The organism is Bariatricus sp. SGI.019, from assembly GCF_050315235.1.
GTDB lineage: Bacteria > Bacillota > Clostridia > Lachnospirales > Lachnospiraceae > JAFBIX01.
Window position 1 is genome coordinate 13,243 of sequence record NZ_JBNPOQ010000017.1, and the last position, 12,823, is coordinate 26,065.

12 protein-coding genes are annotated in these 12,823 nt (G+C 39.6%); 11 read left to right on the plus strand and 1 reads right to left on the minus strand.

The genetic code is table 11. The features are described from left to right. Positions 1–75 precede the first annotated feature (75 nt). The 6 genes from polA to ACQRD1_RS11320 are packed head-to-tail and all read left to right on the plus strand — an operon-like array spanning position 76 to position 6,681. Entirely contained in the window at positions 76–2,691 is a 2,616-nt protein-coding gene (polA, locus tag ACQRD1_RS11295) for a DNA polymerase I (protein ID WP_235233435.1), read from the plus strand. 12 nt (positions 2,692–2,703) lie between these two features. Continuing rightward, positions 2,704–3,294: a dephospho-CoA kinase gene (gene coaE, locus ACQRD1_RS11300; RefSeq protein ID WP_235233434.1), complete on the plus strand. Its 591-nt coding sequence runs from the start codon at positions 2,704–2,706 to the stop codon at positions 3,292–3,294. Between the two features lie 21 nt (positions 3,295–3,315). Then, positions 3,316–4,113 carry an MBL fold metallo-hydrolase gene (locus ACQRD1_RS11305; protein WP_235233433.1) on the plus strand — a complete coding sequence of 266 codons (798 nt, stop codon included), beginning with the start codon at positions 3,316–3,318 and terminating at the stop codon, positions 4,111–4,113. Positions 4,114–4,141: 28 nt separating this feature from the next. Beyond that, positions 4,142–4,414 carry an ACT domain-containing protein gene (locus tag ACQRD1_RS11310; protein ID WP_235233432.1) on the plus strand — a complete coding sequence of 91 codons (273 nt, stop codon included), beginning with the start codon at positions 4,142–4,144 and terminating at the stop codon, positions 4,412–4,414. A gap of 29 nt (positions 4,415–4,443) precedes the next feature. Continuing rightward, positions 4,444–5,808 (plus strand): PFL family protein, encoded by a 1,365-nt coding sequence (locus ACQRD1_RS11315; RefSeq protein ID WP_235233431.1) that lies wholly within the window; start codon positions 4,444–4,446, stop codon positions 5,806–5,808. Between the two features lie 15 nt (positions 5,809–5,823). Further along, the gene (locus ACQRD1_RS11320) at positions 5,824–6,681 is read left to right on the plus strand and encodes a DegV family protein (protein ID WP_235233430.1); all 858 of its coding nucleotides are present in this window, start codon (positions 5,824–5,826) and stop codon (positions 6,679–6,681) included. 2 nt (positions 6,682–6,683) lie between these two features. Here the strand turns inward: ACQRD1_RS11320 and ACQRD1_RS11325 are convergent, their stop codons facing one another. Continuing rightward, a complete protein-coding gene (locus tag ACQRD1_RS11325; protein WP_235233454.1) occupies positions 6,684–7,967 on the minus strand; it encodes a nucleotidyltransferase in 1,284 nt (427 codons plus the stop codon). Positions 7,968–8,132: 165 nt separating this feature from the next. Here ACQRD1_RS11325 and mgtE point away from each other — a divergent pair, with 165 nt between their 5' ends. The 5 genes from mgtE to rpmF all read left to right on the plus strand — a co-directional run bounded on the left by mgtE (position 8,133) and on the right by rpmF (position 12,764). Next, complete coding sequence (gene mgtE, locus ACQRD1_RS11330; protein ID WP_235233453.1) at positions 8,133–9,470, plus strand: magnesium transporter; 1,338 nt, start codon at positions 8,133–8,135, stop codon at positions 9,468–9,470. Positions 9,471–9,606: 136 nt separating this feature from the next. Next, a complete protein-coding gene (pta, locus tag ACQRD1_RS11335; RefSeq protein ID WP_235233429.1) occupies positions 9,607–10,608 on the plus strand; it encodes a phosphate acetyltransferase in 1,002 nt (333 codons plus the stop codon). A 45-nt stretch (positions 10,609–10,653) separates the two neighbouring features. After that, positions 10,654–11,844, plus strand: a complete 1,191-nt coding sequence (locus tag ACQRD1_RS11340) for an acetate kinase (RefSeq protein WP_235233427.1) — start codon at positions 10,654–10,656, stop codon at positions 11,842–11,844. Between the two features lie 203 nt (positions 11,845–12,047). After that, positions 12,048–12,581 (plus strand): YceD family protein, encoded by a 534-nt coding sequence (locus ACQRD1_RS11345; RefSeq protein WP_235233425.1) that lies wholly within the window; start codon positions 12,048–12,050, stop codon positions 12,579–12,581. A gap of 3 nt (positions 12,582–12,584) precedes the next feature. Beyond that, on the plus strand, positions 12,585–12,764 hold the full coding sequence (gene rpmF, locus ACQRD1_RS11350) for a 50S ribosomal protein L32 (RefSeq protein ID WP_004606185.1): 180 nt from the start codon (positions 12,585–12,587) through the stop codon (positions 12,762–12,764). The last annotated feature ends 59 nt before the right edge of the window (positions 12,765–12,823 follow it).

The following is a 12,823-nucleotide window of genomic DNA, read 5'->3' on the forward strand; positions in this document are numbered from 1 at the left end:
GAATAATTTCCTTTTAAAAACCAATGTTTTGGTGTATAGTAATAGGGTAGTTTTGTTTTTAATGGAGAATTCTATATGAATGAAAAGATTGTATTGATAGATGGACATAGTATTTTAAATCGTGCGTTTTATGGCCTGCCGGATCTGACGAATGCAGATGGGCTTCACACGAATGCAATCTACGGATTTTTAACAATTATGTTCAAAATCTTAGAAGAAGAAAAACCAGAATATCTGACAGTTGCTTTTGATGTTCATGCTCCGACATTTCGTCATGAGATGTATGCGGAGTATAAAGGTACGAGAAAGCCTATGGCAGATGAATTGCGTCAACAGGTCCCGGTCATCAAAGATGTTTTACATGCAATGGGAATCAAGACGATTGAATCAGCCGGCCTGGAAGCAGATGATCTTCTGGGAACTTTGTCTAAACGTTGTGAGAAGCAAGGAATGGAAGTGGCGATTATTTCTGGAGACAGAGATTTACTTCAGCTTGCAACAGGGCATGTGAAGATACGTATTCCAAAGACCAAGCAAGGCAGAACAGAAGTTGAAGATTATTTCGCGCAGGATGTAAAGGAACGTTATCAAGTGACGCCTTTGGAATTTATTGATCTGAAAGCTTTGATGGGCGATACCTCGGATAATATTCCTGGAGTCCCAAGTATTGGAGAAAAGACTGCTACGAAGATTATAGCAGAATATCATACGATTGAGAATGCTTATGACCATGTTGATGAATTAAAGCCGCCTAGAGCCTCCAAAGCATTGAAAGAACATTGGGATATGGCGGTGATGAGTAAGAAACTTGCCACGATTAATGTGGATGCTGATTTTCCTTATAAATTGGAGGACGCAAAGCTTGGAAATATCTATACTGAAGAGGCTTATGCATATTTTCAGAAGCTTCAGTTCAAGAATCTTCTTTCTAAGTTTGATGTAACAGCTCCTTCCAATCAGATTGAGTCTGTGTTTCGAGAAGTTACAGATATTCAGATGGCAGAAGAGATTATGACGAAAGCCAGGGCTGCAAAATGTGTAGGTGCGTGTGTTTTCCAGGATACGGAAAATGTATTACCACTTTTTGCCAATCAGGCAGGTGTCGGGGGAATAGGGTTGTGTTTCTCTGAACAGAATGTTTATTGTATTCGAACTGGGCATGGTATAGATACTTCGTGGCTGTTGAATCAGCTGGAGGTGATAGCCGAAGAAACAGAACGATATGTTATGTTTGATTTGAAATCAGCGATGAAGTATTTAAAGATCAGTAATACTTCAAACTGTTTCGATGCGACAATCGCAGCGTATTTGTTGAATCCGTTAAAGAGCAATTACACTTATGAGGACGTTGCAAGAGAACAATTGGATATTGTAATAGAAGAAAAAGCGGAATTGTATGTTAAGATATGCTATGAAGCATATACAGCATATACAGCATCTGAACGTTTATGGGAAAAACTTAAGGAATGTCATATGGACAAGCTTTTTACAGAGATAGAGATGCCATTGTTATTTACTTTGTATGAGATGGAAGCAAATGGTGTAAAAGTGGAGGCAGAGGCTCTGAAATTCTATGGTGATCAGTTGGGTGCCAAGATTGTAGAACTTGAGAAAGAGATCTATGAAGAAGCCAATGAGACATTCAATATCAATTCACCAAAGCAGCTGGGCGTTGTGCTGTTTGAAAATATGAAGATTCCTGGTGGAAAGAAGACAAAAACCGGATATTCTACGGCTGCGGATGTGTTGGAAAAGTTGGCACCTGATTATCCAATTATTGCGAAAATTTTGGAATACAGGCAGTATTCCAAATTAAAATCTACCTATGCAGATGGGTTGGCAAATTACATCTGTGATGATGGAAGAATTCATGGAAAATTCAATCAGACGATAACGGCTACAGGAAGAATCAGCAGTACAGAACCTAATCTTCAGAATATTCCGATTCGAATGGAGTTGGGACGATTAATTCGTAAGGTTTTCGTTCCGGAAGAAGGATATATATTTGTAGATGCCGATTATTCACAGATCGAACTGCGGGTACTGGCCCACTGTTCAGGAGATAGTCATTTGATTGAGGCATATAAAGAAGCCAGAGATATTCACAGAATCACTGCCTCACAAGTCTTTCATGTTCCATTTGATGAAGTCACTGACCAACAGCGGCGGAATGCGAAAGCAGTTAATTTCGGAATTGTGTATGGAATCAGTTCTTTTGGATTGAGTCAGGATCTGAGTATCAGTCGAAAAGAAGCAGCAAAGTATATAGATGATTATTTTAAGACATATCCGGGAATCAAGACATTTTTGGATGACACGGTAAAACATGCAAAAGATATGGGTTATGTTGTTACGTTATTTGGCAGACGTCGTCCGGTTCCAGAGTTGGCGTCCAGTAATTTTATGCAACGTTCCTTTGGAGAAAGAGTGGCGATGAATTCGCCGATTCAGGGAACTGCAGCGGATATAATGAAGATTGCCATGATAGGGGTCAGCCGAAGGCTGAAGGAAAAGCATATGAAATCAAAACTGGTTCTTCAGGTTCATGATGAATTATTGATTGAGGCTTTTCAACCGGAATTAGAGGAAGTGAAGGCAATTCTTCAGGAAGAGATGGAACAGGCAGCTTCCTTGGATGTACCATTGGAAGTTGATATGCACACAGGAGAAAACTGGTACGAGGCAAAGTAGAGGTGTAAGAGAATGAAGGTTATTGGAATTACAGGCGGAGTTGGCGCGGGAAAGACTCAGATCTTAGAATATTTGAATAATAAGTATGGTGCTACCATCTGTCAGGCTGATGCTGTAGGAAAAAAACTCCAGAAAAAAGGTACAGAGTGTTTTGATGCAATCGTGGCACATTTTGGTACAGAGATTTTAGATGCAAAAGGCGAGTTGGATAGAGAAAAACTGGCAGATATTGTTTTTTCGGACAAAGTAGAATTATCTGTTTTAAATAGTATTGTGCATCCGGCAGTGAAAGAAGAGATTTATAAAAAGATTGCCAAAGAAGAACGTAAGAATACGAATTTATTTATTCTGGAGTCAGCGATTCTCATTGAAGATCACTACGAGGAAATCTGTGATGAGTTATGGTATATCTATGTGGAGGATTCTATTCGTAAGAAAAGATTAATCTATGCAAGAGGATATGATTCAAAGAAAGTAGATGATATTATTGCGGCACAGCTTCCAAAGAGTATGTTTATGAAACACTGTGACCGTGTGATTGATAATAGCAATACTTTTGAAGAGACAAAGATACAGTTGGATAAAATTGTGGCAGATTTATAAGAAAGGCAGAAAATATACAGTATGAGATTATGCAGCATTGCCAGTGGAAGCAGCGGTAACTGTATCTATGTAGGAGATGATAATACGCATCTTCTGGTAGATACAGGGATTAGTAAGAAGAGGATTGAAGAAGGGTTACATATACTGGGAGTCAAAGGAGAAGAACTGAAAGGAATTTTGATTACTCATGAACACATTGACCATATTCAGGGACTTGGTGTGTTCAGCAGAAAATATGAGATTCCAATCTATGCGACAAAAGGTACAATAGCGGGAATACGCGGTTGCAGTAGCCTGGGCAAGATGCCTGATGGATTACTGCACGAAGTAAATGTTGATGAAGTGTTTTCTGTGGGAGATATGAATATCTGCCCTTTTTCTATATCGCATGATGCAAAAGAACCATCAGGATATCGAATTGAAAATGAAAAAAAAGCTGTTGCTGTTGCGACAGATCTTGGAAAATATGATGATTATACTGTGAAACATTTACAGAATCTGGATGGAATTGTTCTGGAAGCAAATCATGATATTCATATGCTGGAAGTCGGTCCATACCCATATCCTTTGAAGAAAAGAGTGATGGGTGATAAGGGACATTTATCAAATGAATTGTCAGGGCGGCTTCTTTGTGATATACTACATGACAATTTACAGTATGTGATACTTGGTCATCTGAGTAAGGAAAACAATTATGAAGAACTGGCTTATGAGACAGTAAAACTGGAGGTCAGCTATGGAAACAACCCATATAAGGGAGATGATATTCCAATCATGGTGGCTAAACGAGATACTGTATCAGATATTATAACACTATAGGCAAACATGAGAAGCAGGAGGAACTAAGATGAGAAAGTGTGTAATTACAGTTGTGGGAAAGGATACCGTTGGAATCATTGCAAAGGTCTGTACGTATTTGGCAGAGACGAATATTAACATTCTGGATATTTCACAGACGATTGTCGATGGATATTTTAATATGATGGCAATCGTTGATGTCACAAATTCTGCAAAAGAGATTCAATGCGTGGCAAAAGAGTTAGAGGAGTTGGGGGTTTCCATTGGTGTGACGATTCACTGCCAAAGAGAAGAAATCTTTGAAAAAATGCACAGACTATAGAGGAAGACAGAAAGGCCAGGTATTAGAATATGATTAACAGATATGAAGTGTACGAGACAAACCAGATGATCGAGGAGGAAAACCTGGATGTCAGGACGATTACTCTTGGAATCAGTTTATTGGATTGCATTGATTCGGATCTGAAGAAGTTAAATGATAATATATATCATAAGATAACAGCAACAGCAAAAGATCTGGTTTCGACTGGCGAACAGATTGAACGGGAATTTGGAATTCCTATTGTAAATAAAAGAATTTCCGTGACTCCAATAGCGTTGATCGGCGGTTCGGCATGTAAGAAGTCTGAAGATTATGTTACAATTGCAAGGACGTTAGATAAAGCAGCAAAAGAAGTTGGTGTGAATTTTATCGGTGGATATTCTGCCTTGGTTTCAAAGTCCATGACGAAGAGTGATGAGAACTTGATTCGATCTATTCCAGAGGCTTTGGCATGCACTGACCGTGTCTGTAGTTCTATTAATGTTGGATCAACCAGAACAGGAATTAATATGGATGCAGTCAGATTGAGCGGAGAGATAATAAAAGCAACTGCCGAGGCCACAAAGGAGAATGATTCTCTGGGCTGTGCAAAATTAGTGGTATTTTGTAATGCCCCTGATGATAATCCGTTTATGGCGGGTGCATTTTTGGGAGTTACTGAAGGGGATGCGGTCATTAATGTTGGAGTTAGTGGCCCTGGCGTTGTAAAGCATGCGATTGAACAGGTACGCGGACAGGGATTTGAAAAATTGTGTGAGACAATTAAGAAAACTGCATTTAAAGTGACTCGAGTTGGACAGCTGGTTGCTGGAGAGGCTTCAAAAAGAATGGGAATTCCATTTGGAATTATTGATCTTTCTTTGGCACCGACTCCTGCTGTAGGAGATAGTGTTGCGGAGATTCTGGAGGAAATTGGACTGGAAAGAGTTGGCGCTCCGGGTACGACTGCAGCACTCGCAATGTTGAATGATCAGGTGAAAAAAGGGGGCGTCATGGCTTCTTCTTATGTAGGAGGGTTAAGCGGTGCGTTTATCCCGGTCAGTGAAGACAAAGGGATGATCGATGCTGTGAATCTTGGAGCTTTGACGATAGAAAAATTAGAAGCAATGACTTGTGTCTGCTCTGTCGGTCTGGATATGATTGCAATTCCCGGAAAGACAAAAGCATCAACAATCTCGGGAATTATTGCCGATGAGATGGCAATAGGCATGGTCAATCAGAAGACAACGGCTGTCCGGTTGATTCCTGTGATTGGAAAAGATGTCGGGGAAACGGCAGAGTTTGGTGGATTATTGGGTTATGCACCGATTATACCGGTGAATGAATATGATTGCAGTGCATTTGTGAACAGACAGGGAAGAATTCCCGCACCGATTCACAGTTTTAAGAATTAGAGAGGAAAATGAAGAATGGGAAAAGTGGCGATTGTAACAGACAGCAACAGCGGAATTACACAGAAACAAGCAGAACAATTGGGAATTCATGTTCTCCCAATGCCTTTTTATATTGATGGAGAACTTTATTATGAAGATATCACATTGACGCAGGATGAATTTTATAAAAGATTGGAAAATGATGCGGATATCTCTACTTCACAGCCGTCTCCTGCAGATGTAATGGAGTTGTGGGAAGAACTGTTGGAAAGCTATGAGGAAATTGTACATATTCCGATGTCAAGCGGTCTGAGTAGTTCTTGTGAGACTGCGATGGCTTTGGCACAGGATTTTGATGGAAAAGTACATGTAATCGATAACCAGAGAATTTCTGTAACTCAAAGGCAGTCTGTATTAGATGCTATTGAGATGGCCAAAAAGGGAATGCCTGCAGTTGAGATTAAAGATGTTTTAATGCGGGAAAAATTAGAAGCCAGTATTTATATTACAGTAGATACGTTAAAATATTTGAAAAAAGGTGGAAGAGTGACTCCGGCAGCCGCTGCATTGGGAACAGTTCTGAACCTGAAACCAGTCCTGCAGATTCAAGGTGAAAAATTAGATTCATTTGCTAAAGTACGTGGATGGAAATCTGCCAAAAAAACTATGTTAGATGCAATGGAAAAGGATATCAGTGAAAGATTTGCTGGACAAACTGTGCATTTGGAAGCTGCGTATACCTGTTCTGATGAAGAAGCAATGCAGTGGAAAGCGGAGATTCAGAACCGCTTTCCAGACTATGATATCGTGATGGATCGCCTGTCATTGAGTGTGACATGCCACATAGGGGCTGGCTCCATGGCGATTGCGTGCAGTAAAGTGATAGAATTATAATCTCAAATTCTAATAATCTGATGTTGATATTCATTGATAAAAGGCATTTTAAATTTGTTGGTGATAACACTTTCATATAGGTTGGAAGCAAAGATGTCCTGCTCTAACATCTGTAATCCAGTATTGTTTAGCTCACTTGTCTGCGTAAGTTTTGTGATTAATGGTACTTTGGAATGTTGTTTCAGGTGAGATAAAAGTTTTCCGGCATCTTTGCGAAAACCAAGAATGTGTGCATATTGGCAAAAGCCTTCTTTTTCGTAGATCAGCATATCTTCGTTCGTTATATTCAGCAAGATATGAAATAAACTTCTGCTGATTCTAGTATAAGTTATATCTTTTGTTTTTAACAAATCACAAAATTGCTCAAAAGTTATAAAGTCATTGACATGGTTCATGATCCGATTTGCCAGATCTTCGGTGACATCTTTGTATTTTACTAAAGTATCACGTGTTTCTGACAATAATTTGTATTTTAAGATAAGAGAAAAATCGTTGGCATAAATAGGATATCGATTACGATGCATTTCTTCAAGCATACGTATACAAGAAGGTGGTACCTGATCCTCCAGTCTAGTCAATACTTCAGACATGACAGGCTCATCAAACATACCTTCTCCTTCTAGATGAATGGAATTGCTTGCGTATGCAAGAAGCTTGCGAATCGCAGAAGCTGAACTATAGTTCCCAGTCAGATGTTCATCGTGATATCCAGATACTTTTCGCTTGATAGTATATGACTTGATATTACTGTGGGTTTTATGAAGGGTTTTAATATATTCAATTCCAAGAATATTGTTGGGCTGCTCTAAAATCATATCTATGGAATCATCTTTTAGATAATTGGCGAGAGCCATTTGTCTTGCGCGTGGAAAAGACATGCCCTTCCGTAATGCTTCCTGCAGAGAAAACTTATACTCTTCAGGTTCCTCTGAAATGATATGTGCAATGTTTTCCAGGACATTATAATCCCCACATTCACTTCCAAAACAGATCGCATCGACGCATCCCAACTGTTCAAACAGAGAGATAGCACCAGCTGCAAAATATTCAGCACTTCCGACTGCGTAACATACGGGAAGCTCCATAAGGAGATCGACACCTGCTTCCAGGGCGACTTCTGCCCGCAAATGCTTTGGCATAATAGCAGGAGCACCGCGCTGAACATAATTTCCGCTCATAACAACAATGACAGCATCTGCATCAGTAAGTTCCCGGGCTTTCTCTATATGGTATAAATGTCCATTATGAAATGGGTTGTATTCCGTAATTAATCCGACGATTTTCATCATAATCTCCTTGTATATCTTTTTGAAATTGATTATACTATAGAAAGATTAAGTTCGCAAATATTGGGAGGGAGGGTATATATGGAAAGCGAAGAGATGAACGTTAAGCCAGAAGATACAGAACAGGAAGAAAAAGAGTTTGACTATCTGGAAGAACGTGAAGAACTGACTGAAGAACGTATTCTTGACATGTTAGAGAACCGTCAGTTCAAAGAATTAAAAGAAGAACTTGAAAATAATATGTATCCTGTCGACCTTGCAGATATATTGGAAGAATTTGACCAGAAACAGTTAGTGATGGTATTCCGATTGTTGGCAAAAGAAGAAGCAGCAGAGACTTTTACGTATATGAACAGTGATATGCGTGAAGTCTTGATCAATGCACTGACGGATTCCGAGCTGGAAGAAGTCATGGAAGAAATGTACCTCGATGATACGGTTGACGTTCTGGAAGAAATGCCTGCCAACGTGGTGGACAGACTTTTGATGGTGACAGATGAGGAGACCAGAGCGCAGATCAATCAATTACTGCAATATCCTGAAGACAGTGCCGGAAGTGTAATGAATGTAGATTACATTGCATTACGGCGTGAGATGACGGTGGCGGAATCCATATTAAAAATCAGACAAGTAGGTCTGAATCGTGAGACAATCTATACTTGTTATGTGACCGAAAAGAGAAAATTAATCGGTCAAGTCGATGTCAAAGAACTTCTTACAACCAGTGAATCCAAGACTATCGAAGAGATCATGGATACGAATATGCTTTATGCACATACTACAGATGACCAGGAAGATGTGGCAAGGACAATCACAAAATATGGTTTGATTGCATTGCCCATTGTAGACCATGAGATGTGCATGGTCGGTATCGTAACTGTTGACGATGCTATGTTGGTATTACAGGAAGAGACCACAGAAGATATCAGTATCATGGCCGGTGTCAATCCGAGTGAGGAATCCTATTTTGGAACGACTGTGTTTGAACATGTAAAGAGTCGTATCCCATGGCTTCTGTTCTTGATGCTTTCTGCAACAGTTACTCAGATGATCATGAATAGTTATGAGGCGGCACTTGCTGTTATGCCACAGCTTGCGGGATTTATACCGATGTTGACCGGAACCGGAGGAAACTGCGGATCCCAGAGTTCCACGCTGATAATCCGTGGATTGTCGGTGGGAGAGATAGAGTTTAGTGATCTGTTCAAAGTAGTATGGAAGGAAGTCCGTGTTGCTGTCTGTATTAGTCTGATTCTTTCGGTTGTCAATGGAATTCGAATTATGCTGATGGGACAGGGAGATGCGTTGATGGCATTTACGATTGGATTAACAATGGCATGTACAGTCGTAATTGCAAAAGTAGTGGGATGTACCTTGCCTCTGCTTGCAAAAAAGATTGGGTTAGATCCTGCAATCATGGCAACACCATTGATTTCCACATTGGTAGATATCAGTACTATTAGTGTATATTTTGCAATCGTAAGCCATGTATTTCAGCTATGATTCACTATAATAATCTAATTTTTATGACAATTGTATATAAAAATAGACATAAGATTCTAAGAAGAGACCTTGTCCACGAGGTCTCTTTGTATTATAATAAAAATACTGAGAATATATGGAAAGGAGTCTATCAATCATGGGATTTATAGATGAAATTAAAGCAAAAGCAAAAACATGTAAAAAAACAATTGTACTTCCTGAGACAGAAGACATCAGAACTTATGAAGCAGCAGAAGCTGTATTAAAAGAAGGAACTGCTAATCTGATCTTAATCGGAAGCGAAGAAGAGATCGCAAAGAATAAGGGCTCTTTTGATATCAGCGGAGCTACAATTGTAGATCCTGCAACCTATGAGAAGACAGATGCATACATTGCAAAGCTTGTTGAGTTAAGACAGAAAAAAGGTATGACAGAAGAACAGGCAAGAGAACTTCTGTTAACAAATTATCTGTATTATGGTGTTATGATGGTCAAGATGAAAGATGCTGACGGTATGGTATCTGGAGCATGCCATTCTACAGCAGATACATTAAGACCATGTCTGCAGATTCTGAAGACAAAGCCAGGAACAAAATTAGTTTCTGCTTTCTTCGTAATCGTAGTACCGGATTGCGATATGGGTGCTGACGGAACATTCGTATTTGCAGATTCTGGACTTGAGCAGAATCCAGATCCTGAGAAACTTGCTGCAATCGCACTTTCTTCTGCAGATTCATTCAAGCTTCTGACTGGAAAAGAACCAATCGTTGCAATGCTTTCGCACTCTACAAAGGGAAGTGCAAAACATCCTGACGTTGATAAAGTAGTAGAAGCAACACGTATTGCAAAGGAAAATGCTCCAGAAGGACTGCTTCTTGATGGAGAATTCCAGCTGGATGCGGCTATTGTACCAGAAGTAGGAGCTTCTAAAGCACCAGGTAGCCCGGTGGCAGGTAAGGCTAATGTATTAGTATTCCCAGATCTTGATGCTGGTAACATTGGATATAAGCTTGCACAGAGACTTGGAAAAGCAGAAGCTTACGGACCACTTACACAAGGTATTGCAGCACCGGTCAATGACTTGTCCCGTGGATGCAGTGCGAAAGATATCGAAGGTGTAGTAGCAATCACAGCTGTACAGTGTATGGCAGAAGACTAATTATTTAATGAGATATTATAAATTATCAAAGAGAGGTATATATTTATGAATGTATTAGTTATTAACTGTGGTAGTTCATCCTTAAAATTCCAATTAATCAATTCTGAATCTGAAGAAGTTCTGGCAAAAGGACTCTGCGAGAGAATCGGAATCGACGGAAGCCTTACTTATCAGCCGGCAGGCGGAGAAAAGGTGAAATCCGACAAAGCAATGCCAACACATACAGAAGCAATTCAGTTTGTAATTGATGCTTTAACAGATCCAGAGACAGGAGTTGTTAAGAGCCTGGATGAGATTGGTGCAGTTGGACATCGTGTGGTACATGGTGGGGAAAAATTTGCAAGTTCAGTTGTGATCACAGATGAAGTAAAAAAAGCAATTGAAGAGTGTAATGACCTTGCACCACTTCACAATCCGGCAAACCTGATTGGAATCAATGCATGTCAGGAATTAATGCCAGGTACTCCGATGGTTGCTGTATTTGATACTGCATTCCATCAGACAATGCCGGAGAAAGCATACATGTATGGACTTCCGTATGAATATTATGATAAATACAAAGTAAGAAGATATGGTTTCCATGGTACAAGCCACAGTTTTGTATCTAAGAGAGCTGCTGAATTAGTTGGCAAACCGTATGATCAGGTAAAGACAATCGTATGTCACCTTGGAAATGGAGCCAGCATCTGTGCAGTAGAAAACGGAAAATCCGTGGATACTTCTATGGGTCTTACTCCTTTGGAAGGTCTGGTAATGGGTACACGTTCCGGTGATATTGATCCGGCAATCCTTGAATTCATTGCTAAGAAGGAAGATCTTGACATTGCTGGTCTTATGACAATGCTGAATAAGAAGTCTGGTGTATATGGTCTTTCCAATAATCTTTCCAGCGATTTCCGTGATCTGGACGCTGCTGCAAGTGAAGGAAATAAACCTGCTAAAATTGCATTAGAAGTATTTGCATATCGTGTTGCAAAATATGTTGGAAGTTATGTTGCAGCAATGAATGGGGTAGATGTCATTGCATTTACTGCAGGTATCGGAGAGAATTCTGGATCTATGCGTGCAGATGTTATCAAGTATCTTGGATATCTTGGAATTACACTTGATGAAGAAGCGAATGGCAAACGTGGTGAGGAGATTGCAATCTCAACTCCAGATTCTAAGGTAAAAGTTCTTGTAATTCCTACCAATGAAGAGCTTGCGATTGCTCGTGAGACGGTAGCATTAGTATAAACAAGATATAAGAATATGATATGGTTTTAGGAATACCCTCCTGCAGTTTTGTGGGAGGGTTTCATCATACTGATGTATCAGAAAACGTCGAATTTCTGGAACAGTTCGAAAAATTTGAAAGGTTTTAAGCAAAATCAACAAATATTTGTTGACAAAAACCTTTTACGTGATATAATAATCTAGGTATGAATAGGGGTGACTATATGTTAATTGACCTATCCAATGTTTTGTCTGAACCACATAAATCCTTGGATGAAACAGTTCCATGTACATTAGAAGTATTTCAATCAAAACTCGGTACGTTTCCGGTTTTATCAAAAGAGGATGTCTATATTACGATTGATTATGTAAAAGATAGACAGATCGAGATTCACGGGACATGCGGACTTGTGATAGAGATACCTTGTGATCGTTGCCTGGAGCCTGTTCCGACAGAATTTCATCTTGATTTTACAAAAAAGGTTGAAGCAGGAGTTTCTGAAGAAGAGAAGATGGATTCAGATGAATTCGATGAATCAAATTATATTGACGGATATGCTCTCGATGTAGATAAACTGATCTACAACGAGGTACTAATAGGGTGGCCGACGAAGATTCTGTGTAGCGAAGACTGTAAAGGAATTTGCAACGTATGTGGTCAAAACCTGAATCAGGGAACTTGTAGTTGTGAAGATACAAGTCTTGACCCTAGAATGTCAGTTATCCGCGATGTGTTTAAGAATTTTAAGGAGGTGTAACCCATGTCAATTTGTCCAAAGAACAAATCTTCTAAAGCAAGAAGAGATAAAAGAAGAGCTAATTGGAAAATGAGCGCTCCAAACCTGGTTAAATGCAGCAAGTGTGGCGAGTTAATGATGCCTCACAGAGTGTGCAAGGCTTGTGGCTCATACAACAAAAAAGAAATTATTCCTCAGGACTAATTTAGAATGATGTTGAAAGGTAAGACTTACTAGTGGTTGGTAAGTCTTATTTTTTATGT

Bases quoted from the DNA above. Each gene is read 5' to 3' on its own strand.
- polA (WP_235233435.1), top strand. From the start codon at position 76: ATGAATGAAAAGATTGTATTGATAGATGGACATAGTATTTTAAATCGT.
- coaE (WP_235233434.1), top strand. From the start codon at position 2,704: ATGAAGGTTATTGGAATTACAGGCGGAGTTGGCGCGGGAAAGACTCAG.
- ACQRD1_RS11305 (WP_235233433.1), top strand. From the start codon at position 3,316: ATGAGATTATGCAGCATTGCCAGTGGAAGCAGCGGTAACTGTATCTAT.
- ACQRD1_RS11310 (WP_235233432.1), top strand. From the start codon at position 4,142: ATGAGAAAGTGTGTAATTACAGTTGTGGGAAAGGATACCGTTGGAATC.
- ACQRD1_RS11315 (WP_235233431.1), top strand. From the start codon at position 4,444: ATGATTAACAGATATGAAGTGTACGAGACAAACCAGATGATCGAGGAG.
- ACQRD1_RS11320 (WP_235233430.1), top strand. From the start codon at position 5,824: ATGGGAAAAGTGGCGATTGTAACAGACAGCAACAGCGGAATTACACAG.
- ACQRD1_RS11325 (WP_235233454.1), bottom strand. From the start codon at position 7,967: ATGAAAATCGTCGGATTAATTACGGAATACAACCCATTTCATAATGGA.
- pta (WP_235233429.1), top strand. From the start codon at position 9,607: ATGGGATTTATAGATGAAATTAAAGCAAAAGCAAAAACATGTAAAAAA.
- ACQRD1_RS11340 (WP_235233427.1), top strand. From the start codon at position 10,654: ATGAATGTATTAGTTATTAACTGTGGTAGTTCATCCTTAAAATTCCAA.
- ACQRD1_RS11345 (WP_235233425.1), top strand. From the start codon at position 12,048: ATGTTAATTGACCTATCCAATGTTTTGTCTGAACCACATAAATCCTTG.
- rpmF (WP_004606185.1), top strand. From the start codon at position 12,585: ATGTCAATTTGTCCAAAGAACAAATCTTCTAAAGCAAGAAGAGATAAA.